This window comes from Nitrosomonas sp. Is37, from assembly GCF_033063275.1.
Classification (GTDB): domain Bacteria; phylum Pseudomonadota; class Gammaproteobacteria; order Burkholderiales; family Nitrosomonadaceae; genus Nitrosomonas.
Genome location: NZ_JAWJYP010000026.1, coordinates 13,581 through 36,274, shown reverse-complemented (window position 1 = coordinate 36,274; position 22,694 = coordinate 13,581). Strand labels below are relative to the sequence as shown.

Sequence of the window (22,694 nt, the reverse complement as noted above, 5' to 3'; positions counted from 1 at the left end):
TTTCTTGTTGCAGCACTGATACTCATTCCAGTCGTCGTCCTATTTTCTTCATTTTTAATGCCAGCAGACGATGTCTGGCGGCATCTCGTTGAAACTACGCTTTCCAGTTTACTAATTAATACATTCTGGCTCTCAGTGGGAGTTGTTGCTGGGACGTCATTATTTGGTGTCAGCCTTGCGTGGCTTACCGCAATATATGAGTTTCCAGGCAGCAGATTTTTTTCCTGGGCTTTATTGCTGCCATTAGCCATTCCAGCCTATGTGACGGCATTTGTTGTGCTCGGTTTATTTGATTATACCGGCCCAGTTCAGACGGCTCTGCGCGCTTGGCTAGGATCAGAATTAACCTGGTTTCCCGATTTATATGGAAGAGGGGGTGTGACGATTGTCATGATCCTGGCTTTCTATCCTTATGTCTATTTAATGGCACGCAATGCCTTTCTAACACAAGGAAAGCGTTTGCTGGAAGTGGCTCAATCACTGGGCCTTAACCGTAAACAGGGATTCTTCAAAGTAGCACTGCCGATGGCGCGTCCATGGATTGCAGGGGGTATCATGCTGACGCTCATGGAAACCCTTGCAGATTTTGGAACAGTCGTTGTATTTAATTACGATACATTTACCACGGCGATCTATAAAGCTTGGTTTGGTATGTTTTCTTTACCTGCAGCTTCTCAACTTGCATCGTTACTGATCATCTTGGTTTTTGCGCTCATTATTATTGAACAACAATTCCGAGCGCGGATGCGTTTTGCTGAAATGAAGAGAAGTTCGCGCGCTGATCGTATTGTACTTACAGGCTGGAAAGCCAGAGCGGCTACCTGCTTCCCTGCAAGTGTTTTATTTTTTGCATTTGTGCTGCCCGTCTTCCAACTGAGTAGCTGGGCTGCTAATTCTTTAATGCAGAGCCTGGATCAACGCTATCTTGAATTCCTTTTGCATTCAGTTCTGCTATCAGCCATAGCTACATTGATTACCTGTTTTGTTGCAATATTATTGGTTTATGCAGTTCGCCTTTATTCGGATACTTTCACACGAATTGCAGTACGTATTGCAACTATAGGTTATGCTCTGCCAGGTGCTGTATTAGCAGTGGGTATTTTTATTCCACTTGCCTGGTTAGATAATCAGTTGAATGAATGGATGTTAATGCTGTTTCAAATTGAAACTGGTTTATTGATTCAAGGCACAATCGGTGTGATGCTGATTGCTTATATGATACGCTTTCTTGCTGTCGGTCACTATCCTGTAGACAGTTCTATGCAACGCATTACACGAAGTATAGATGAGGCGGCGCTGGGTTTTGGTTTGACTGGCTGGGCCATGCTTCGAAGTATTCATTTACCGATGTTGAAAACGGGTATATTTACTGCTGCTACGCTGGTTTTCGTGGATGTAATGAAGGAAATGCCAATCACTTTGATGACTCGGCCTTTTGGTTGGGATACATTGGCTGTGCGTATTTTTTCACTGACTTCAGAAGGTGAATGGCAGCAGGCTGCCTTACCAGCAGTGACGTTAGTTTTGGCAGGATTAATACCCATTATTTTACTTATGCGACAAACAGACAAGTAGCTTGTGGACACCTTATTGAAATTAGATCAAATTCAACATGCTTACGGTAAGCAGACAATCATTAGCCATTTATCGTTTGATTTAAAAAAAGGGGAAATCGGTTGCTTGTTAGGGCCTAGCGGTTGTGGGAAAACAACTGTATTACGCTGTATTGCAGGTTTTGAACCATTGGTGGGGGGGGAAATATTACTTAACGGCGTGGTTGTGAGTCGTGGTAACTTTAGTCTGCCGCCTGGGCAAAGACATATTGGGATGGTATTTCAGGATTATGCATTGTTTCCTCATCTGACAGTAGCAGCAAATATAGGATTTGGATTGCATCACAGTCGTATGGCTGAGCGCACGCAACGTGTAGCTGATATGTTACAAATTGTGGGTCTTGCAGAAGTGGCCAACAAGTATCCTCATGAACTTTCTGGAGGGCAGCAACAACGGGTAGCCTTAGCTCGCGCGCTAGCACCTCATCCTGATTTATTGCTACTAGACGAACCTTTTTCTAATCTGGATATCAGCTTACGGGAGCGTTTAAGTTTAGAAATACGCGATATTCTAAAGAATCTGCATATTACTGCCATATTAGTGACGCATGATCAAGACGAAGCATTCTCGGTGGCAGATGTAATAGGTGTCATGCATCAAGGGAAAATTATGCAATGGGATACAGCCTACAATTTGTATCATCGCCCTGCCAATCGTTTTGTTGCCAATTTTATCGGGCAAGGTGTTTTTCTCCCTGGAAGAGTGCTTTCTCCAGGAAAGATTGAAACAGAACTAGGGATTTTAACGGAAGACATTTATCATCAGTGCGAATTGAATGATGCAATTTATCATCCCGGAAGTGAAGTAGAGGTATTAATTCGACCAGATGATATTGTGTACGATAAAGAGAGTACTTTACAGGCCATGGTCACACATAAAGCATTTCGGGGCGCCGAAATTCTTTATACGTTAAAGTTAGCTAGTGGAAAGATCATATTATCACTCATATCGAGTCGCTATAATCATACGATTGGTGAGAAAATCGGTATCAGACTAGAAGCTGATCATCTTGTAGGATTTAAAAAAGAAAATTATACAGATATTCAAAAATAGCGAACATTTCATCCGTGATTAGGGTAGATAAAGATTAAAACTCACAGGTAGTAATAAAATACATTAATTACCTAAGAGCTCATTTGCTTTCTGAAAATCATCTCCGTAGCCAGTGCGCTAGCCGGGCACAGATGTCATCTTCAAGTTAAACAATTCATAGTTAGATTATTAACTTACCGCAAACCTGAATTTCGTGCTGCACGGATTGCTTCAGCAAGTTGCAGCACTGACATTGCGTAAAAAGTACTGCGATTATATCGTGTAATGACATAGAAATTCTGGAAACCAAGCCAATATTGAAGAGTGTCATTATCCTTTAACTCTATAAGTGCTGCTAACCTTTCATCGCCTGTTTCCCCCAACGGCATAATATTTGCTGCGCGAAGTTTTTTTACTGAATGAATGGGTTCAATGCCTGCAAGCAAGATTTCCTGATAATGATCACTGTCAATAGGTATGTGTGCGCGTGTTACGATTGGTCCTCCTGCTTCCCACCCATATTCCTTGAGATAGTTGGCGACACTACCAATTGCATCAGCGGCATTGCCGGCTAAATCAGTTTTCCCGTCACCGTCAAAATCAATGGCATAACGCCTATAACTTCCCGGCATAAATTGTGGAAAACCAATTGCCCCTGCGTAAGAGCCTTTGATACTGAATAAATCAAAATTCTGCTCTTGCGCAAGTAACAGATATTGCTCTAGCTCACTTTTAAAAAATTCAGCTCGTCTTGGAAAATCAAATGCTAGAGTAGTAAGCGCATCTATAACGCGATGTTTGCCTGTCGTTGCACCATAAGCAGTTTCGACGCCAATGATTGCAACAATAATTTCTTCAGGAACGCCAAACGCTTGACTAGCTTGCTCTAGTTTTTGTGCGTGTTCATTCCAGAAATTGACGCCGCTTTTTATGCGTTGAGGGTTGATAAAACGGGCGCGATATTTATTCCAAGGTATTGACGAAGCTGGTACTGAAATCAAATCTATGATAGAAGGCTGGAATTGCACCTTTTTAAATGCATCCTCAAGTTCGGATTGATTGAATCCATGTTGTGCAACCATTTCATTAATAAAGTGTCGTATTTCTTGACGTAAAGGAGATGCAATAAGCGCCATACTCCAGAAAATCAAGAATAAACCAGTAAGCATGGTAAATACTTGACGTATATAATTACGCTTAATTAAATGCATGATTATTCGCCTTTTGTTCGAGTAGTTAGACGTATAAGTTGGTTTTGCTTCATCTTTCTGTATGTAAAATAAATTTCATTGATAAACTGACTAAAAAGCTAGCATATGATTTAATGTCAGCTTCTTAAGGTATTTTTAGCCTTACGTAGGTGTTTATAGAAGTTTAATTGTAGTGTACGACAACACTTCCCATTTGCAGGAATTTTCTATAGTATAACAATCACAAGCTAGGCATTTCTATTTCAGCTTTGATTCGATTTGCTGTCAGACATGACAGATCTATTCATTAGTGTATTGCACTATTAATCAATAATAATTTAAAAATTAAATTTGAATGAGGATTTCATGAGCCAACACGTTCACTATATTACAGATGCCACTTTTGAAGCAGAAGTACTACAATCAACTATGCCAGTATTAGTCGATTATTGGGCAGAATGGTGTGGGCCATGCAAGATGATTGCCCCAATTCTTGATGAAGTTGCGAATGAGTATAGTGGGCGACTTAAAGTTGCAAAGCTTAATATTGATGAAAATCAAGTTACTCCCCCAAAATATGGAATTCGTGGCATCCCCACCCTTATGTTATTCAAAAATGGTAATATTGAAGCAACCAAGGTTGGCGCTCTTTCAAAGTCTCAATTGACGGCATTTATTGACAGTCATCTGTAAAATCTTAGACTTACCTAATAAAAGCACTCTTTAAGCTTTAAGCTTTAAGAGTTACCACTCCAACTTGACTTTTTCCTTATTAGCGTTACTCCTCTTCCTAATTATTTTAGCTTCTTTTTCTATTCCAATCATTTTTTACGAGTTTCTTCATGCGTTTATCTGATCTTAAAACCCTTCATGTTTCCGAATTGATAAAAATGGCTGTTGCCAATGAAATTGAGGGAGCCAATCGTTTGCGAAAACAGGATCTGATTTTTGCTCTATTAAAAAATCAGGCGCGTAAAAATGAAAGTATCTTTGGAGAAGGAACCCTGGAAATTTTGCAGGATGGATTTGGATTTTTACGCTCACCTGACACTTCCTACCTGGCAGGACCAGATGATATTTATATTTCACCCAGTCAGATTAGGCGCTTTAATTTACATACTGGTGATTCAGTTGACGGTGAAATCCGTCCTCCCAAAGATGGAGAGCGCTATTTTGCCTTAGTTAAAGTTGACAAGGTTAATAATGAGCCACCAGAAAACTCCAAACGAAAAATTCTGTTTGAAAACTTGACTCCATTGTTTCCCACCGAGCGTTTGGTATTAGAACGTGATATCAAATCTGAGGAGAACATTACAGGTCGGATTATTGATCTTATTGCTCCGATCGGGAAGGGGCAGCGTGGCCTATTAGTTGCGAGTCCAAAATCTGGAAAAACAGTGATGTTGCAACATATTGCGCATTCAATTGCAGCTAATCATCCTGATGTCATCTTAATGGTGTTATTAATAGATGAGCGCCCTGAAGAGGTTACAGAAATGATTCGCTCAGTCAGAGGCGAAGTTATTTCATCTACTTTTGATGAGTCTGCCATGCGGCATGTTCAAGTAGCCGATATGGTGATAGAGAGAGCTAAACGTCTTGTGGAGCATAAAAAAGATGTGGTGATATTACTCGACTCTATCACTCGTTTAGCACGCGCTTATAACACGGTTGTACCTGCTTCCGGCAAAGTTTTAACAGGGGGAGTGGACGCCAATGCGTTGCAACGCCCAAAACGCTTCTTTGGTGCTGCACGGAATATAGAGGAAGGAGGTTCTCTTACCATTATTGCTACCGCTCTAGTAGATACTGGTTCGCGCATGGATGATGTCATTTACGAAGAGTTCAAAGGTACTGGCAACATGGAAATTCATCTTGATCGGCGTATGGCAGAGAAACGTATTTATCCTGCCATTAATGTTAACCGTTCGGGTACTCGCCGAGAAGAGCTACTGCTTCCGCAGGATATATTGCAGAAGATATGGATATTGCGAAAACTACTTTACCCAATGGATGATATGGACGCAATGTCATTTCTACTTGACAAAATTAAAGCTACAAAAAGTAATGCTGATTTTTTTGATTCAATGCGGCGTGTATGATTTATTTAGTGCTATTAAACCTTTAAATCAGCTTTACGATGCATTGAGTGATGGTGATATGGGTTTTGCAAAGCTGGACCCCTTCCTTTAATAAAGGATAATATTCAATTTTTTTAATATATTATATAATTTAAAGATTTAGTGTGAGAATTAAGGACTTAAGAATATGAAAGCAGAAATTCATCCGAATTATCAAGAAATAACAGTTACATGTAGTTGTGGTAATGTCTTTAAAACATGTTCTACTTTAAATAAACCTTTACATGTAGAGGTATGCTCGGCTTGTCATCCTTTTTATACAGGAAAACAGAAGATTGTTGATACTGCCGGAAGAGTTGAGAAATTTAATCGTAAGTATGGAAAATCATTGCAAAAATAAACCTCAATCTGGCAATATTTTGATTGGATGATTTGCTCATTTCTTAACTTCCAAAGGATAAAAACTTAGCTTAGAAGCAGCATCAAATATTGAATTTGGGCTGATTTGTTGATGATTAGTGTTGATTTTGGATAAATCGTGTTGCTTAGAATGTAAGGATATAGATAATAGCTTTCTGCTTATATGTTGAAATTAACGTATATCAAAAAATGCTATTCAATATTCTGAACTTGCTCGCGCATTTGTTCGATCAACACTTTTAGTTCTATAGAAATTTTTGAGACTCCCACGTCTACAGATTTTGAGCCAAGAGTATTGGCCTCTCGATTAAGTTCCTGCATCAAAAAGTCGAGTCGCTTGCCAACACATCCTCCCTTTAGCAGCGTGTGTTCCACCTCATCTAGATGAGTTTGCAAGCGTGATAATTCCTCGTCTATATCAATCTTGCTTGCAAATAATGTTAACTCTTGTCGAATACGTTCATCGTTATAATCTATTTTTGCTTCTTGCAAACGTACTATTAATTTTTCCTGGAAATTTGCTAGCAATATTGGAATACGCGGTGAGAGCTCCGTTGTTAATTGGCGTAATTGACGCAAGCGTTCCAGCAATGCATTCTTAAGTTTTTCTCCTTCACGAACACGCGTAGCAGTAAACTCATTCAAAGTGGCTTGAAGTAACTCCATGCAAGCTTCATGCAGTTCTGGAGTAGATAAGATATCGCTTTGCAATATGCCGGGCCAACGCAAAATATCTGCTACACTTAGGCTTTTTGCATCCAAAAGAGTTGATCTAACAGCGTTGTTCAGCTCGAGCAATTTATTGAATAATTGCGCATTGAGCTGTTGGGGTAGATCTATTCTTGCGCGCGGCATGAAGGTTAAACGGCAATCGATCTTTCCTCGTTTTAACTGGGTATTCAAGAGTTCCCGCATTGCGGGTTCCAGCGAGCGGAATTCATCTGGTAAACGGAACTGAATATCGAGATAGCGATTATTGACTGAACGTAGTTCTAGCGTTAGGGAGCCTTGAGCAATCTCCTTAGATATAACGGCATAACCTGTCATACTGGCTATCATGAGTATTTCCTTACCTTAAAAATAATTTTAATATTAGTAAGGAGTATAGAGGGTTGGTCAATTGAAAGCCATGGTTCTTTTGAGGCGTTTTTCAAGTACCTCAGTTATAACTTGACGGAGAATTCGGAAGCCTGCAAGAACGACGGCTGCTGCATAGTCGGGTAGATTCATGAAATTGGCGTAGTAGCCTAGGTTGGTATTGAGACGGATAAGATCTTGCTCAAAGTCAAAGCGCCATCGTCAATAGGCTTATTCACCAGCGGAATGCCAGGCTTGTCATAAAAAAATTTACGCTCTTACCGCCAGCCTGCGTCAAGGCTTCCCCGGTCAGCGATTGCGACTTACTAGTCGCATCATCAAAGGCTTCCGGCTTATTGAGAACCGGACGGAAGGTAAAAACATCAATGCGATGCGGTTCCCGATTCCAACTGGCACGTACACCGTCGAAAGCGAGGCGAATGTTGGGACCTTCTCGCACTGCGATTAGACGTGAGGTACCAAGCGTCATTTCCTGCCGACCCGCACGCACGGAAAACATATTGCCATTCCATGCTAGGAAGCCTTGCTGCAGGTCGGGATCGCTTTGATCGGTGCTGATGGGTCCGCCCCCTGGCGTCCGGCTTCGTCGTATACTCCGAATTGCACAAATGCTTGCACGTGCTTGCCAACGCGCAAATCGCCATGGGCGAGACCTCGAAACAGGATGTAACCATCTTTACCGCTGTCAATACCAAAATTATCAGGCCCATAATACTGAGCACGTATACGCGCATCCGCCCCCAAGGTTAGTGTGGCGGTCTTGCCGATATGCCAGCATTTGGGCGCGATTTTGCTGCAACTTGCTCCCCAGTTCTCCTCGAATCGCAGTGGCAGATATTCAGATGCGGCTGCTGGCAATGATGTGGTGAGCATCACAGCGGCAACCAGGCTGGCCTGGCGATTTTTTGTTGTCTGTTGCATGCAGGTTTGCCGGGTAAGAGAAGCGCTGTATGCCTCATACTGCCCAGCACGAACAGCCGAGCGCACCCCAGAAGCCGCGCTGATCAGCAGCATCTACAGCATCCTGATACGCGCGTCCATGGGCATGGCCATGCACAGAACAACTGATTCCGCAGCCGCAGGCCGCCTGAGCAAATGAGTGTATCGTTGCTGCACCTGCCGCAGGTTTAAAATAGCCGCCAAAGTGCTTCACAGGCGACCAGTCCGGCATAGTTGGCGGCAAAGGCGGAGCAAGCGCGCTGAATTCATCGTCACCGTAAACAATGCGCCCGCCAACGATCGTCAGTACTGAAACAAGATTGCGAATTTCGTCTTCCGGAATGCTGAAGTAATCAGCGGACAGCACGGCGAGATCGGCATATTGACCGGGTTTGATCTGACCTTTGACGCCTTCTTCGTTCGAGAACCAGGTATTCGCCTGCGTGTAGAGGCGTAGGGCGGTCTCGCGATCGACGAGATTTGTCGCCGGATATAGCGAGAGACCACCCAAAGTCTTGCCGGTCGTGAGCCAGTAGAGCGCAGTCCAGGGGTCATAGCTGGCTACACGGGTGGCATCGGTACCCGCGCCGACATTGACACCCATTGCCAGCATGCGTTGATAAGGCGGTGTGCGCTCGGCGGCCTTGCGGCCGTAACGCTGCACGAAAAACTCGCCCTGGTAGGCCATGCGGTGCTGAATGGCGATGCCGCCGCCAAGTTTGGCGATGCGCTCAAGGTTAGCGTCAGTCACGGTTTCGGCGTGATCAAAAAACCAGTGTATACCGTCAAAGGGAATATCCCGATTCACCTTCTCGAATACATCCAGCGCACGCGAGATAGTTTCATTGTAAGTGGCATGCAGGCGGAATGGCCAGTGATTGCTGGCGAGGATACGTACCACGGCTTCCAGATCTTTTTCCATGTGCGGCGCCATATCCGGGCGTGGCATGCGGAAATCCTCAAAATCCGCTGCAGAAAAGACCAGCATTTCACCCGCGCCGTTATGGCGGTAGTAGTCATCGCCGTCGCCAGGTTTCAGCATCTTGGTCCATTTGGAAAAATCTGCAATCTCTTCCCCGGCTTTCTGCGTAAACAGGTTGTAGGCAATGCGCAGGGTCAGTTCGCCGGCTTTATGCAGATCCTCAATGATTTTGTAGTCATCCGGGTAGTTCTGAAAACCGCCGCCGGCATCGATGACGCTAGTGATACCCAGGCGGTTCATTTCCCGCATGAAATGGCGCGTGGAATTGAGTTGATACTCGTAAGGCAGCTTGGGACCTTTGGCTAGAGCGGAATAAAGGATCAGCGCATTGGGCTCCGCCAATAGCAGGCCTGTCGGTTCTCCGTTGCTATCCTTGACAATCAGGCCGCCCGGCGGGTTGGGTGTGTCGCGGTCGTAGCCACAGGCACGCAGTGCTGCACGGTTAAGCAGGGCACGATCGTAGAGGTGCAAAATGAAGACAGGTGTATCCGGTGCTGCTGCGTTGATTTCGTCGAGTGTCGGCAAGCGTTTCTCAGCGAACTGCATTTCAGTAAATCCACCGACGATACGAACCCATTGCGGCACGGGCGTGCGCGCCACCTGCTCCTTCAGGCGATGCATGGCATCAGCCAGCGAGGGGATGCCGTCCCAGCGCAGTTCCATGTTGTAATTGAGTCCGCCGCGGATAAAATGCAAGTGCGAATCGATCAGACCAGGAATGACGCAGCGGCGATTGAGGTCTATCACCTGCTTATTGCTATCGGCCAAGCGCATGACCTCACTGTCATCTCCGACGGCGGTGAAGCGGCCATCGGAGATAGCGACAGCCGTGGCTTGCGGATGCTGGCGATCAAGTGTCGTGAATTGGCCGTTGCGGAGGATCAGTTGGGTTTTAGGGTTGTTCATCATTTTCTCCTTAAGACGACGTGATTAGTGCGACTGTTTGCGGAAAGCCTCACGCTGCTGAAGCCGAGTTCCTCCTCAGTGACGAGACAATAAAATGCCGGACGGAACGCGGTAGCTATCCGCTTTCTCGCATTCCGTACTGTCTTATTTCTTGGTGATGGCGAAGTAACTGGTCATCAGATTCCGGTAGTTAGGAATGTAACTGGAGAATAGGGCGCCCAGACCTTCGACATCGTTACGCCAGTCGCGGTGCAATTCGCAGGCCACACCAAACCAGCTCATCAACTGTACACCGGCTGATTGCATGCGTGCCCAAGCAGCATCGCGAGTTACTTCATTGAAGGTGCCGGAAGCGTCAGTGACTACGAATACTTCATAACCTTCCTCGATTGCAGATAATGCCGGAAAGGCTACGCAGACTTCGGTGACTACGCCGGCGATGATAAGCTGTTTGCGGCCGGTCTTTTTGATCGCCTTGACGAAATCTTCGTTGTCCCAGGCGTTGATATTGCCGGGACGTGCAATGTAGGGCGCATCAGGGAACATTTCTTTGATTTCCGGTACCAACGGCCCATTCGGACCATCTTCGAAACTGGTTGTCAGAATGGTTGGCAGCTTAAAATATTTGCCACAAGCTGTCAGGGCCAGCACGTTGTTCTTAAACTCATTCGGTGAAAAATCCTGCACCAGCGAGATTAGGCCTGCCTGGTGATCTACCAGGAGTAAAACTGCATCTTCCTTGGAAAGCCGGTTGTATTTAAAAGTCTTGCTCATTTCTTTACTCCTTATGGTTATTAATAATGAGACATCTAAAAAATAGATTCAGCTAACTCCTAAGCAAAATATTTGAATCGTTGAATTTCTCTTGCAGATTCTGTTAAGAGTTGCAAGCAAAGCCAAACTCAATTCTTCGCTTTCTGGATTGCCTGTGCCTTGTCATAGTTCTCGATCAGCAACCGGTAATGCAGCATCTCGGATGATCCGCATAAAGATTGGCAAATATGTCCTTGACCAATTGGAACAGGCCGCTCTGGTGATCGATAAGAAGCATGAGGGTTTCGTCGGGATTGATGTGACTTATGGTGTCTTCCTATGGTTTGGATGCGATAAAAGGATCGCGGCTTAACAACAAGATTGACTGATTGCCAATCACTATGTTGTCAATGTGCTTGTATTTTTCCCATTTTGCCGCTCTGATAATCTGCCATCGCCTGGCGTATTTCCTCCGCCGTGTTCATCACAAATGGACCGCTTCCTGCGATGGGTTCATCGATCGGTTCACCGCAAAGCAGCAGTGCCGTTGTATTGTGTGCGCTGTCGATACGAATATAATCACCTGCCCGATCAAACAGACCAACTTCTGCTGCACTAATGGTTTCAGATCCATTGACGTGCGCCGACCCCTTGAGTACTGCCAGCAATGTGTTGTAGCCATCGGGTACGGCGAGGTTGATGGGCTGTTTGCTTGTTAAGTACAAATCCCATACGTTAATGGGGGTAAAAGTGTGTGCTGGTCCTGCAATTCCTTCGAATTCACCCGCAATGACGCGCACCCTTCCTTGACTCTCCGGCAGATTGACGGCGGGAATCTGACTATCCAGAATACTTTGATAATGGGGTGGTGACATCTTATCCTTGGCAGGCAAGTTTACCCATAGTTGCACCATCTCAAGCACACCACCATGTCGAGCAAAATCCCGGCCATGAAACTCTTCGTGAACCAGACCGGAAGCTGCTGTCATCCATTGCACATCGCCTGGGCCAATTTTGCCGCCGCCTGAGCTATCACGATGCTCCACTTCACCGCTATACACAATGGTGACTGTTTCGAAACCGCGATGTGGATGTTCACCCACGCCATGGCGTTGTTCAGTCGGTGAGAATTCCATGGGTCCTGCATAATCAAACAGCAAAAAAGGACTGATCATGGGGCTCAGTGCTGAATAGGAAAACAGTGTGCGCACAGGAAAACCATCACCAATCCAGTGCTGATCTGGATTTCGCTGGATGCGTAACAACTTCTTAACGGATGCATCAGATTTTATTATCTGCATGGCTTATTATCCTCCAACAAGATTTTGTATTTACGTGGTAGATTAATGCCATCAGGATAAATTGCAAGTACGCACAAAAAGGATACTGTCAGAGATAGGAAAGCCAAATGCCAAAAAAAGAAGTTTGCTGTCCCGTAGAAGTGACGCTGAAAGTGATTGGAGGACGCTGGAAGGTTTTGATTATCTACTATCTATTAAACGGTACGATGCGGTTTAACGAGCTCCAAAGGCACTTAACAGGAATTACTCACCGTACCCTAAGCAGGCAATTAAATATAGTATTGAGGACAAATAAAAGTGAGTACTTTATTGTATCCGACATAAGCTTTCACCTTAAACATGAGCCGCTTATCCATAGATAATTTTAAATCTATACGTATTACGAAACACATCGGCTACACTCAGCACACTTGCGCTATACAGTGACATTGCAAATAGCCTATTTTCAGGTTTATCAACATCACAGAAAGGCATTATGATAAAAATCATCGGAATTACAGGAAGTCTGCGTAGTGGTTCGTACAATACGGCACTGCTGCGTATGGCTGCAGGACTAATGCCGAACGGAGCCATGCTGGAGATCGCGACACTCAAAGGCATTCCGCTCTATGATGGAGACATCGAGGTCAACGAAGGTATTCCTCAAACAGTTATTGCGCTGCAAGAACAAATTGCTGCTGCGGATGGATTATTGCTAGCTACTCCAGAGTACAATAATTCTATCCCGGGCGTATTCAAAAATGCGATCGACTGGCTATCGCGGCCACCAAGCAGCATTGTGCGGGTTTTTGGTAATTGTCCGGTTGCGGTGATGGGTGCGACACCTGGCGGATTTGGCACAGTCCTGTCCCAAAATGCCTGGCTCCCTGTGTTGCGGACATTGGGCATGCGCCCATGGTTTGGGGGACGACTACTCGTATCACGGGCGAATCACGTCTTCAACGAATCGGGTGAGATGGTGGATGAAGCAGCGCGTGAGCAACTTCGGGATTTTCTCGCTGGGTTTGCCGAGTTCGTCCAAACTACTAATAAGCTGCGGCGCTGAAATTGTTAATCCCTGATATTGAATAATGCAGGAAGCCGGAGAAGCAGCGGCAAATGCCAGCGATGACTTACTCCGGATGCACTTGGAGCAAATACTCGATCAATACCATGTTCTGTAACGGCTGAAGATTAAACACCAAGCTAATCTTTCATATTAATATAATTCTGGACAGACTATATTAATAAACTCAGTATTTAACTGGATAATTCATAGTCTTAGATGTGCTCATCAGCACCTCTGCAACTAAAGGAGTTACTCCATCGACACTACCTCTTACACCAAAACACCAAATTTGAGAGCATGCGCTACAGTGTCGAATTGGAGGGTAACTTCAATCAGTACTGACTATGGATTATCCAACTGCCGCAAGTAGTTGCGCCATCCACCAAAATGGCTGATATCTTTTGCATTGTCGATGGCGTAACGCTCACAGAGAAAACCTTGTGCTGTTTCACCGCTGGCCAAGGTAAGGGTACCGATTCCCAATGGTGCCGGAATATTGGCGACAAAACTGCCGAATTCGCGTGCCGGCAACTCCCAGATCTCCACTTCGATGGAAGCGCCTTGCTCATTTTTATTGACTCGAATTAACCCGGGGCGTTGCGGTGGCTTACCTGGCAACGCATAGAGCCTGTAGTCGGGTGAAGTGGTGGTGCTGATCACTAATCGACCCTGACGGCTGGTCAATTGCTCATTTAGCGGCAGACCGGATAAATGTGCGCCGCAGACGGCTATGCGCACTTGGCCAGACTGGGATGCGGCAGGGAAGGGCGTATTCTGAGGTAGCGCAATGCCGGTTGCACCCAGAGGAAGTGAATAGGCTTGTTGCAAACGATGCGCCAGATGCAGCAGCGGTTCATCCTGGTGGGCAGGGGCAACCAGCGTGATACCAGAAGGCAGCCCGTCATTCTGAAAGCCAGTAGGAACGGCGACTGCGGCATAGTCGAGCAGATTCATGAAATTGGTGTAGTAACCCAGATGAGTATTGAGGCGGATGGGATCTTGTTGCATGGCCTGGATGGAATAGATCGTGCCGGCAGTTGGTGTCAGAAAACAGTCAACAGTTGTCCAAATCTGGTCCGCTTGTTGTTTGATGCTACGCAGTTGATAGATCCCATTGAAGGCGTCAGCGGCAGAGTATTGTTTCGCAGTCGCGATAACTTCACGTACTGGTGCGACGATCTGATCGCTATGCAGCTCAAAAAATGATTGAATGGCTGCATAACGTTCCGCTACCCAGGGACCTTCGTAAAGAAGGCGGGCAGCTTCGAGAAAGAGTTCAAAATCAATTTCGATTACTTCTCCACCTAGCGCTTGCAGGCGCGCAATCGCTTCATTGAATAACTGTTCACTTTCATAGTTACCAAAAAATTGTAGCTGCTGCTTGCGTGGGATGCCAAAGCGAAAAGGAAGGGCGGTACCAAAATCGAAGCCATGTGCCTCTCTTTGCCTAGAGTAAATATCTTCAACATCATACCCTGCAGAAGCTGCTAGAATGCGCGCTGCATCACCAGCAGTAAGGGTGAAGATCGATACTGTGTCAAGGGAGCGGCACGCTGGAACGACACCGCGTGTCGAGAGCCACCCTTTAGTGGGTTTATAGCCGATCAGGTTATTAAACGCGGCGGGAACCCGGCCCGAACCCGCAGTATCTGTGCCGAGGCTGAAACATACCTGTCCTTTGGCGACAGCAACCGCCGAGCCTGAGCTGGAACCACCGGAAATATAATCAGGATTAAATGCATTCCGACATGCGCCATAAGGCGATCGCGTGCCATTCAGTCCGGTAGCGAACTGATCGAGGTTGGTTTTGCCGATCGGAATAGCACCCGCATCGATCAGTCTTTGTACGACAGTGGCGCTGCGCGGTGGCGTGTAAGCAAAAGCTGGACAAGCTGCCGTGGTCGGTATGTCTGCCAGATCGATATTATCTTTGATGGCGAAGGGTACGCCATACAGCGGCAATGACGTCATGCCTTGTGCTTCCACCTTGCGGGCGTAGCTTCTCAATGACTCCAATGAAAGGGTGGCAATCCAGATATGATCCGGATCATTTTGAATTTCGGCATGGATGATTTCTACCAGCCGGGTAGGGGACAGTTCACCATTCGCATAACGTTGCAGCAGAGAGGGAATGTCACCCAGTGGGCAAAGCTTATCCATGATCACGCCTCCTCCTGAATGATGAGCAACACTTGTCCGGCAGATACGTACCCTCCTTGTTTACAGAATAATTGCCGCACTGTGCCGGTGACAGGCGAATCTACCGGAAATTCCATTTTCATGGATTCAATCAGGATCACCGGTTTGCCTGCTTCCACGCGTTCACCTTCCGTGACGAGTAACTTCCAGACTGTACCGGTTACTTGGGAGCTGACAGCTTGCGTCCCTGCCGGAAGATCGAGTTCGCTCTGGGTGTCCGCTTCATCCAGCGTATCTTCATTAACATAATGAGCTAGATTGTTGGCTTGCCAGCGCTGGCGCTCAGCTTCAAAGGCAGCTTGTTGTTTGATTTTGAATGCATTGATGCTGGCAGCGTATTGTTGCAGGAAAGTGTTGTATTGCCTCAGATTCAGAACTGTTTCTTCCGTGTGTAGCTTGAAACGTCCGGTAATGAAATCCTTGCGCAATCTGAGCAATTCGCTTTCACTGACTGGATAAAAGTAGATTTGATCAAAGAAGCGCAATAACCACGGTTGACCATCTTTGAAATCGGCTGTCTGGCGGTAGCGATTCCACATTTGTACAGTCCGGCCAACGAACTGATAGCCGCCCGGGCCTTCCATGCCATACACGCATAGATAGGCGCCACCGATACCAACCGCATTTTCAGGTGTCCAGGTACGTGCCGGATTGTATTTAGTCGTGACCAGACGATGGCGCGGATCGAGCGGGGTTGCTACGGGCGCACCCAAATAGACATCACCCAGCCCCATGACCAGATAGCTGGCTGCAAATACGATATGCTGAACCTCTTCAATACTTTCCAGCCCGTTAATGCGGCGGATAAATTCAATATTGCTCGGACACCAAGGGGCATCGCTACGCACCGATTGCATGTATTTTTCGATGGCCAATCTTGTGGCCGCATCATCCCAGGATAAAGGCAGATGAATGATGCGACTGGGAACTTCCATGTCATCGATCGCTGGCAACTGGCTTTCACCTGCAATCAAAAGATCCAGTAACGTATCACGCGCCAACCGGCATGAATCAAAATGAATCTGCAGCGAGCGAATGCCGGGCGTCAGATCTAGGATGCCGGAAAGCTCCCCGTCGTCGATGCGCTGCTGCAGCCATGCCATCAATGCATGAGCACGAAACCGCAGATTAAGATCGAGGACGGGCGGCCCATACTCAATCAGCAGGTATTTGTCACCTGCTTGACGGTAGGTCACTTGCACCTGCTCTTTGCTCTCGGGAATATGATGCAAGATAGGATTTTCCAGTCTCTTGCATTGTGAATAGGCCGGTGTGCTCCCATCGGCATGGAGATCCTGGATAAACAGATTTTGCTGCTGTTCCAGTTCAAGCGCCTGATTCATCGAGATCGGATGAAAGCGGACACTATCACCCGGCTTGAGTTGTCCTATTTTCCACAACTCCGCATGTGCAATAGTAGCTGGACAGACGAAGCCGCCCAGACTAGGGCCGTCAGGACCCAGGATGATCGGCATATCCCCGGTAAAATCGATTGTACCGACTGCATAAGCATTATCGTGAATATTGGAGGGATGCAAGCCGGCTTCGCCGCCATCGGTACGCGCCCACTGGGGTTTAGGACCGATCAGGCGCACGCCTGTGCGACTGGAGTTATGATGCACTTTCCATTCAGCGGCAAAAAAATGTTCAATATCAGCTTCGGTAAAGAAATCAGGCGCGCCATGAGGTCCATACAGTACCGCGATTTCCCAACGATCTGTATAATGAGGAATCGACTCCTGCGGTAGATATTGGGATGTTGGGTGCTGGAAAGGCTGCGCAGGCTGAATATGTAATACATCACCAGCGCGCAGTACGCGGCCTGCATGCCCACCGAATTGACCTAATGTAAAAGTGGATTTACTGCCCAAGTAATCCGGTACCTGAAAACCACCGTGCACGGCCAGATAAACTCGGCTGCCGGATTGTTTAACTTTGCCAAACTGCAATAGCGCGCCTGCTTTAACAAAATGGGATTGCCATTGCGGCAACGGCTCACTGTCCAGCAACACCTCGATAGGGGCGCCACAGATTGCAATAATGCTGTCGCAATTAAAACGCAATGTCGGTCCTGCGACAGTGATTTCCAGCCCAGCTTTATCTTCGGTATTGTTCACCAGTCGGTTGGCAAGACGAAAGGCCAGGCTATCCATCGGTCCGGAAGGGGGAACACCTACGTTCCAGTAACCAATTCGCCCGGGATAATCCTGTATCATGGTCTGCACACCCGCGTTCAGGACATCAATACTGTGCGCCTGATAATGAAAGCCATTGAGGAACTGTGTATTCGGTTGCCCACTACGAAATGCGCTGCTTTGCAGAATTTGTTTGAGATAAATCAGGTTAGTTTCAATTCCATGCAGCGAAGTATTATCCAATGCAGTCAGTAGTTTTGTAATGGCTGCTTCCCGATCAGCTGCGTGCACGATGATTTTGGCCAGCATGGGATCATAAAATGCCGAAACCTCGATGCCTCGCTCTACCCAGGTTTCAACGCGGGCTGCCGCAGGAAATTCTGCCGCAGTCAGGATGCCGCTGGAAGGTTGAAAGTCTTTTGCAGGGTTTTCAGCATAAAGGCGTACTTGGATGGAGGCACCCTGTGGTTTGATAGTAAAAGAATCGAGAGGGGGAAGATCGCCTGCCGCCTGCCGCACCATCCATTCCACCAGATCAATACCCGTGACTTCCTCGGTTACCCCATGTTCGACTTGTAGACGGGTATTGACCTCAAGAAAATAAAACTGACCATTAGCGGCATCGAAAATATATTCGACGGTACCAGCTGATTGATAATTGGCCGCTTTGCCAAGGCGCACCGCAGTGTCCAGCAATGCCTGGCGCAGATGGGGAGCAAGGTTGGGGGCGGGTGTTTCCTCGATGACTTTCTGGTTGCGTCGCTGCATGGAGCAGTCGCGTTCGCCCAGTGCGACAACCTGACCTTTACCATCACCGAAAATCTGCACTTCAATATGGCGAGCGCGGTCGACATATTTTTCCAGAAAGAGCCCGGCATCCTTAAAATTGTTTTGTGCAAGCGTTTTGACAGATTCGTAAGCACCGATCAGTTCATCCTGATTCCAGCAGAGACGCATGCCAATACCGCCGCCGCCGGCGGTACTCTTCAACATGACGGGATAACCAATATGCTTGGCCTGATGACAGGCAGCCTCAACATTTTCCAGTAAATCGGTTCCTGGCAGGAGCGGTACCTGATTTTCCAACGCTAACGCCCGTGCCGTATGCTTCAAACCAAAGGCGCGCATTTGCTGTGGAGTAGGGCCGATAAAGCAAATGCCATGCGTAGCGCATTGCTCAGCAAAATCGGCTTTTTCACTGAGAAAACCATAGCCAGGATGAATCGCTTGCGCTCCTGTCTGCTTAGCAATCTCCAGAATTTTGTCGGTGCGGAGATAGCTCTCAGCAGCGAGCCCACTGCCTATACAGTAAGCTTCATCCGCCTCGGTAACATGCCGCGATAAGGCATCAGCTTCAGTGTAAACGGCTACACTCGCTACCTTCAAGCGGCGGAGTGTTCGGATAATACGACAAGCAATTGCGCCACGATTGGCAATGAGAACTTTATTAAACATGGTCTTATCCTTTGTGGATCAGCTATTAACCGGTTTGCGTATCCCAAACCAGTAACCTGATCGGTGTTGGATTGTAGGCATTGCAAGGATTATTCAGTTGCGGGCAATTGGAGATCAATACCAGTACATCCATCTCAGCTTGCATTTCCACATACTTGCCAGGTGCGGAAATGCCATCGATAAATTCCAGATTACCTTCTGCGGTGACAGGAACATTCATAAAGAAATTGATGTTGCTCGGTATATCGCGCTTACTCATACCTAGTTGCTCGCAAGCGGTTTCGTGCGCGAGTGCATGCAGGAAACTATCCCGACAGCTATGCATAGGGTATTTTTCCAGCGCGTAGCGCACTGTGTTGCTTTCTGCTGCACAGGCGCCACCCAGCGTGTCATGGCGGCCACAGGTATCTGCGATAATCGTGAGCATGACATTGCCAAAATTGGAGCAGAGTTTGCTGCCGGTGGTCAGATACAGCTTATTCTGAGCGCGTATCGTATCCGTTACGCTATAGCGTTCTAATGCATCATTTGCATTGAAAAATAACGTATCAACAGCCTGGTTACCTTCCAGATCGACGATACGGAAAATTTGCCCTTGTTTAACAATCTTGACCCAAGGTTCACCCGCTGCGCAAATTTCATTAATGACTGCGAGGTCAGGATCAAGCTTACTTTCTATCAATTGAGTATTCATAACGCACCTCCACAGGGGTGATATAACCGATGAGTATTGTGTAATCCCCGCATATTCTCGGCAATCTGTTTACATGCCGAAGCTGTTGCGCTGGGTGTAGTAAATGCTGCCAGGTGGACAGTGCCAGGTTGATAGGTTGTGCTGGTATCGAGCGGATGAGGAGCAGCGGAGAGGATGACCAAGGTATCCATTTCAAAACTCAGATCAACATAGTCACCCGCTTTACTATGATTATGATGAAACATTAATTCACCCGCGGAGTTTGCAGATATTTTGCTGAAGAAATTAATGTTGGAGACGATATCGCGCATTCCCAACCCCCATTTGCCGAGTTCAATGAGCATGCCATCCAGGCCACTGCGATACATTTGATTGCGATGTTCCTGATAGCGGGCAGTGCCATATTTTTGCTGGATTAATTTGCTGTCGCTCAGGCCGCATACGGTATCATGCCAGCCGACCGTATCAGCTGTAATGCAGCAGAATATCCGCCCCATATCAGAATAACAGGCATGCCCTTTGGTCAAGCGAAAGGTATGCTGCGCCTTCAAGGTATCGGCCATGTTGTAACGCTCCAGTTTTTCTTCCTGGTTGAAAAACAAGACCGCAGCATTAGCGCCACCGCTTACATCAGCTAAGCGTAAGGTTAGGCCACGACGTATGATTCCTGACCAGTGACATCCACCTGGAAGATGTTCTTCCCATAAAAATACATTATTTTGATTCATTTGCTCCTCCTTATCAGAATAATCAATGTAGTGACTCCTAGAATACTTCCCAAAACCAGCGGTACTGCCCAGAGCTGCCACCAGGGGGCATCAGGTGTGACTAAATAGGTACGGGGCCAGGCAATGTTGATCAATTCAAATAATGACCAGAGAAAGGCGAAGATATTGATGATCAGCCCCCATACCCCTAGTCGTAGCTCTCCGAGTGACGGGTCCCATCGACCGGTGAGCCGAGTATATAAACCGACGCCTGTTGTCATGGAAAACATGGCATAGAGCCCTCCGGTGCCAAATGCGATAATGGTCGCGACGGCCTGATCATTGAGTCCAAATAGCAACCCAAGGCTTGCTAGAGATACTGTGCAGAGAATCGCATTTCTCGGCGCTTTGGCAGCAGTTACTTGGCTGAGCGATGCGGGCATGTTGCCTTCGCGCGCCATGGAAAAGACGATGCGAGAGGTATACTTGACGACGGATGCGCCGCAAGCGAGGAAAGCGATGACGACGATCGCCAGAAAGGGTTTCTCAAACCAATCTCCAATATGTGTTGTAATCAGCGGCGTAATGGGATCAAACGTAGCGCTGGTTTTTGCCAGGGTGTCGTGATCAAACGATAACGTTAATGCAGCAGAATTGAAAACGACAACGGCACCTACCGCGCATAACGAGAAAAAAATCGCGCGGGGCACCATGCGCTTGGGTTGATGGGTTTCCTCTGAAGTCGTTGAACAGGCGTCAAATCCGATGAATGCCCAGCCGGCGATGGCGAGTGCAGCTAAAAAGGCAGAGAGTTTGTCAGGTGCTGTACCGCTACCGAGGTGCTGGAATAATTCGGAAAAGGGATGTTCTCTGAAGAATAAGAAAAGTAACAGAGCGATACCGAACGATCCTATGATTTCAGCATATACCCCGAGCGCAATGACCGACTTGAATACATTTGCATGAGCGAGATTGAGCAGCATGCAAATGAGCAGAAAAACCATACCCCAGAATACCATCATAGTGCCGGTTCCGCTTGGAGAATCAAATAGAATAGCGAGCCAGATTCCTCCTGTATAGGCGGTTGTGGTTAGCATAGCAATGGTTGAGCTGACATAAATTGCACCAGCGTACTGGCCTGTAATGGTTCCACCGAGTTGGCGTGCCCATTTGTAAGCGCCGCCAGCAATCGGAAATTGGGAAGATAGTTCGGCATAAACGGTGGCAACCAATAACTGCATGATTAAACAGATCACGAGTGCTGTGAACCAGCCTCCACCAGTCACATTGGTTTGTACGCCTACAATGGCATAAAGCCCAACGACAGGAGAAACCACAGCGAAGCCAAGTGTAAAGCTGTTCCAGATACCCATGCTGCGATTAAGTGTATCGGGGTCAGTTGATTTCATTTCAGATGAAAAGCTTTTGGGACTGCGAACGGTTGACATGGTATGCCTCGTAAAAGTAATGAGAAATTATTCAATCCGAGTCAAAACTCACAATTAATTGAGAATCTGAAGATCGCTAAACGGCTTAGCTTGAGCTACAGCTGTTTTTTAACATGGGAATAGCTGGAAAAAATGATCGGTCAGGCATTGCGTATTTTTGCCTGACCAACTCCAGTTACTCACGTTGGCCTGTATAAATGAATCAGGTGTAGGAAACGTTAGATTTTTTCCAGTGATATCGCTGGAAAAACAGGGATGAAATGAATATAAGATTGGTGTGTACATAACGAAGCCTCCTTTAAGCGATCAGGTCAAATACCGAGAGTCGTAATGTGTCAAAACATTACGTAATCTCCCGGGCTTTTATCCCTCCGTGGAGCTTCGTTACTACCGAAGCCAGAAACTCTTGGACCAGACGCTTCTTAAAACAAGAAGCCGGAACCCTAGTTTACTATTACATCAGTTGTATAAATTTATACAACTCAGTGACGCCTCTCAATAGTTAATGAATACTAAGAAACGATTTCAAATATAAACTAGTGTTTAATTGCATTAATTCATTATAAGCTTTCTGAGGTTTATATCTATAAAAAACAACTGGTTAACTAAGATAATAAAATAACTTATTTTTGCAATTAAACACTAGCATATCTTTTTTAGAAAAACAAATTTATCTTTACGGTAAATTTTTA

Annotated in this window: 20 protein-coding genes and 1 riboswitch; of the genes, 8 read left to right on the top strand and 12 right to left on the bottom strand. The window is 46.4% G+C overall.

All coding sequences use genetic code 11. The features are described from left to right. Positions 1 to 57 precede the first annotated feature (57 nt). Together R2Q26_RS11795 and R2Q26_RS11790 are read left to right on the top strand one after the other, a co-directional pair. Positions 58 to 1,575, top strand: a complete 1,518-nt coding sequence (locus tag R2Q26_RS11795) for an iron ABC transporter permease (RefSeq protein ID WP_317536464.1) — start codon at positions 58 to 60, stop codon at positions 1,573 to 1,575. Between the two features lie 15 nt (positions 1,576 to 1,590). Next, complete coding sequence (locus R2Q26_RS11790; RefSeq protein WP_411182339.1) at positions 1,591 to 2,667, top strand: ABC transporter ATP-binding protein; 1,077 nt, start codon at positions 1,591 to 1,593, stop codon at positions 2,665 to 2,667. 173 nt (positions 2,668 to 2,840) lie between these two features. Here R2Q26_RS11790 and mltB read toward each other — a convergent pair whose 3' ends face one another. Next, positions 2,841 to 3,857: a lytic murein transglycosylase B gene (gene mltB / locus R2Q26_RS11785; RefSeq protein ID WP_317536455.1), complete on the bottom strand. Its 1,017-nt coding sequence runs from the start codon at positions 3,855 to 3,857 to the stop codon at positions 2,841 to 2,843. Positions 3,858 to 4,202: 345 nt separating this feature from the next. On the opposite strand from mltB, the gene trxA reads away from it, so the two are divergent. The 3 genes from trxA (at position 4,203) to rpmE (ending at position 6,317) form a co-directional block, all read left to right on the top strand. Then, positions 4,203 to 4,529: a thioredoxin TrxA gene (gene trxA / locus R2Q26_RS11780; protein WP_090571782.1), complete on the top strand. Its 327-nt coding sequence runs from the start codon at positions 4,203 to 4,205 to the stop codon at positions 4,527 to 4,529. A gap of 149 nt (positions 4,530 to 4,678) precedes the next feature. Next, the gene (gene rho / locus R2Q26_RS11775; RefSeq protein ID WP_317536454.1) at positions 4,679 to 5,938 is read left to right on the top strand and encodes a transcription termination factor Rho; all 1,260 of its coding nucleotides are present in this window, start codon (positions 4,679 to 4,681) and stop codon (positions 5,936 to 5,938) included. Positions 5,939 to 6,104: 166 nt separating this feature from the next. Further along, positions 6,105 to 6,317 (top strand): 50S ribosomal protein L31, encoded by a 213-nt coding sequence (rpmE, locus tag R2Q26_RS11770; protein WP_090571786.1) that lies wholly within the window; start codon positions 6,105 to 6,107, stop codon positions 6,315 to 6,317. A gap of 212 nt (positions 6,318 to 6,529) precedes the next feature. Here rpmE and R2Q26_RS11765 read toward each other — a convergent pair whose 3' ends face one another. The 5 genes from R2Q26_RS11765 to ycaC all read right to left on the bottom strand — a co-directional run bounded on the left by R2Q26_RS11765 (position 6,530) and on the right by ycaC (position 11,036). Next, complete coding sequence (locus R2Q26_RS11765; RefSeq protein ID WP_317536453.1) at positions 6,530 to 7,396, bottom strand: YicC/YloC family endoribonuclease; 867 nt, start codon at positions 7,394 to 7,396, stop codon at positions 6,530 to 6,532. A 253-nt stretch (positions 7,397 to 7,649) separates the two neighbouring features. Next, positions 7,650 to 8,027, bottom strand: a complete 378-nt coding sequence (locus R2Q26_RS11760) for an alginate export family protein (protein ID WP_411182342.1) — start codon at positions 8,025 to 8,027, stop codon at positions 7,650 to 7,652. After that, positions 7,949 to 8,356, bottom strand: a complete 408-nt coding sequence (locus tag R2Q26_RS11755; RefSeq protein WP_317536452.1) for a hypothetical protein — start codon at positions 8,354 to 8,356, stop codon at positions 7,949 to 7,951. The genes R2Q26_RS11760 and R2Q26_RS11755 overlap by 79 nt, the downstream gene beginning before the upstream one ends. A gap of 34 nt (positions 8,357 to 8,390) precedes the next feature. Next, positions 8,391 to 10,265, bottom strand: coding sequence for an amidohydrolase (locus R2Q26_RS11750; protein WP_317536451.1), 1,875 nt, complete (start codon positions 10,263 to 10,265; stop codon positions 8,391 to 8,393). A 141-nt stretch (positions 10,266 to 10,406) separates the two neighbouring features. Continuing rightward, positions 10,407 to 11,036, bottom strand: coding sequence for an isochorismate family cysteine hydrolase YcaC (gene ycaC / locus R2Q26_RS11745; protein ID WP_317536450.1), 630 nt, complete (start codon positions 11,034 to 11,036; stop codon positions 10,407 to 10,409). 202 nt (positions 11,037 to 11,238) lie between these two features. Here ycaC and R2Q26_RS11740 point away from each other — a divergent pair, with 202 nt between their 5' ends. Then, positions 11,239 to 11,388 carry a hypothetical protein gene (locus R2Q26_RS11740; RefSeq protein WP_317536449.1) on the top strand — a complete coding sequence of 50 codons (150 nt, stop codon included), beginning with the start codon at positions 11,239 to 11,241 and terminating at the stop codon, positions 11,386 to 11,388. 34 nt (positions 11,389 to 11,422) lie between these two features. On the opposite strand, the gene R2Q26_RS11735 is transcribed toward R2Q26_RS11740, so the two are convergent. Then, positions 11,423 to 12,316, bottom strand: coding sequence for a pirin family protein (locus R2Q26_RS11735; protein ID WP_317536448.1), 894 nt, complete (start codon positions 12,314 to 12,316; stop codon positions 11,423 to 11,425). 107 nt (positions 12,317 to 12,423) lie between these two features. Here R2Q26_RS11735 and R2Q26_RS11730 point away from each other — a divergent pair, with 107 nt between their 5' ends. Both R2Q26_RS11730 and R2Q26_RS11725 read left to right on the top strand, forming a co-directional pair. Beyond that, the gene (locus R2Q26_RS11730) at positions 12,424 to 12,678 is read left to right on the top strand and encodes a helix-turn-helix domain-containing protein (protein ID WP_317536447.1); all 255 of its coding nucleotides are present in this window, start codon (positions 12,424 to 12,426) and stop codon (positions 12,676 to 12,678) included. Between the two features lie 113 nt (positions 12,679 to 12,791). Next, positions 12,792 to 13,361 carry an NADPH-dependent FMN reductase gene (locus tag R2Q26_RS11725; protein ID WP_317536446.1) on the top strand — a complete coding sequence of 190 codons (570 nt, stop codon included), beginning with the start codon at positions 12,792 to 12,794 and terminating at the stop codon, positions 13,359 to 13,361. 345 nt (positions 13,362 to 13,706) lie between these two features. Here the strand turns inward: R2Q26_RS11725 and atzF are convergent, their stop codons facing one another. From atzF to R2Q26_RS11700, 5 genes are read right to left on the bottom strand one after another with little or no spacing between them, the layout of a single operon-like run. Then, the gene (atzF, locus tag R2Q26_RS11720) at positions 13,707 to 15,524 is read right to left on the bottom strand and encodes an allophanate hydrolase (RefSeq protein ID WP_317536445.1); all 1,818 of its coding nucleotides are present in this window, start codon (positions 15,522 to 15,524) and stop codon (positions 13,707 to 13,709) included. A gap of 2 nt (positions 15,525 to 15,526) precedes the next feature. Then, positions 15,527 to 19,153 (bottom strand): urea carboxylase, encoded by a 3,627-nt coding sequence (gene uca / locus R2Q26_RS11715; protein WP_317536444.1) that lies wholly within the window; start codon positions 19,151 to 19,153, stop codon positions 15,527 to 15,529. Between the two features lie 25 nt (positions 19,154 to 19,178). Continuing rightward, the gene (locus R2Q26_RS11710) at positions 19,179 to 19,847 is read right to left on the bottom strand and encodes an urea amidolyase associated protein UAAP2 (RefSeq protein ID WP_317536443.1); all 669 of its coding nucleotides are present in this window, start codon (positions 19,845 to 19,847) and stop codon (positions 19,179 to 19,181) included. Continuing rightward, entirely contained in the window at positions 19,844 to 20,575 is a 732-nt protein-coding gene (locus tag R2Q26_RS11705) for an urea amidolyase associated protein UAAP1 (protein ID WP_317536442.1), read from the bottom strand. Before R2Q26_RS11705 ends, R2Q26_RS11710 begins: the two co-directional genes overlap by 4 nt. Beyond that, on the bottom strand, positions 20,572 to 22,002 hold the full coding sequence (locus R2Q26_RS11700) for an APC family permease (RefSeq protein WP_317536441.1): 1,431 nt from the start codon (positions 22,000 to 22,002) through the stop codon (positions 20,572 to 20,574). The genes R2Q26_RS11705 and R2Q26_RS11700 overlap by 4 nt, the downstream gene beginning before the upstream one ends. Before the next feature lie 350 nt (positions 22,003 to 22,352). After that, positions 22,353 to 22,460: riboswitch (guanidine-I (ykkC/yxkD leader) on the bottom strand. Between the last annotated feature and the right edge of the window lie 234 nt (positions 22,461 to 22,694).

Coding starts and splice junctions, on each gene's coding strand:
- R2Q26_RS11795 (WP_317536464.1), top strand. CDS start 58: ATGCCAGCAGACGATGTCTGGCGGCATCTCGTTGAAACTACGCTTTCC.
- mltB (WP_317536455.1), bottom strand. CDS start 3,857: ATGCATTTAATTAAGCGTAATTATATACGTCAAGTATTTACCATGCTT.
- trxA (WP_090571782.1), top strand. CDS start 4,203: ATGAGCCAACACGTTCACTATATTACAGATGCCACTTTTGAAGCAGAA.
- rho (WP_317536454.1), top strand. CDS start 4,679: ATGCGTTTATCTGATCTTAAAACCCTTCATGTTTCCGAATTGATAAAA.
- rpmE (WP_090571786.1), top strand. CDS start 6,105: ATGAAAGCAGAAATTCATCCGAATTATCAAGAAATAACAGTTACATGT.
- R2Q26_RS11765 (WP_317536453.1), bottom strand. CDS start 7,396: ATGATAGCCAGTATGACAGGTTATGCCGTTATATCTAAGGAGATTGCT.
- R2Q26_RS11755 (WP_317536452.1), bottom strand. CDS start 8,356: ATGCAACAGACAACAAAAAATCGCCAGGCCAGCCTGGTTGCCGCTGTG.
- R2Q26_RS11750 (WP_317536451.1), bottom strand. CDS start 10,265: ATGATGAACAACCCTAAAACCCAACTGATCCTCCGCAACGGCCAATTC.
- ycaC (WP_317536450.1), bottom strand. CDS start 11,036: ATGAGCAAGACTTTTAAATACAACCGGCTTTCCAAGGAAGATGCAGTT.
- R2Q26_RS11740 (WP_317536449.1), top strand. CDS start 11,239: ATGATCCGCATAAAGATTGGCAAATATGTCCTTGACCAATTGGAACAG.
- R2Q26_RS11735 (WP_317536448.1), bottom strand. CDS start 12,316: ATGCAGATAATAAAATCTGATGCATCCGTTAAGAAGTTGTTACGCATC.
- R2Q26_RS11730 (WP_317536447.1), top strand. CDS start 12,424: ATGCCAAAAAAAGAAGTTTGCTGTCCCGTAGAAGTGACGCTGAAAGTG.
- R2Q26_RS11725 (WP_317536446.1), top strand. CDS start 12,792: ATGATAAAAATCATCGGAATTACAGGAAGTCTGCGTAGTGGTTCGTAC.
- atzF (WP_317536445.1), bottom strand. CDS start 15,524: ATGGATAAGCTTTGCCCACTGGGTGACATTCCCTCTCTGCTGCAACGT.
- uca (WP_317536444.1), bottom strand. CDS start 19,153: ATGTTTAATAAAGTTCTCATTGCCAATCGTGGCGCAATTGCTTGTCGT.
- R2Q26_RS11710 (WP_317536443.1), bottom strand. CDS start 19,847: ATGAATACTCAATTGATAGAAAGTAAGCTTGATCCTGACCTCGCAGTC.
- R2Q26_RS11705 (WP_317536442.1), bottom strand. CDS start 20,575: ATGAATCAAAATAATGTATTTTTATGGGAAGAACATCTTCCAGGTGGA.
- R2Q26_RS11700 (WP_317536441.1), bottom strand. CDS start 22,002: ATGTCAACCGTTCGCAGTCCCAAAAGCTTTTCATCTGAAATGAAATCA.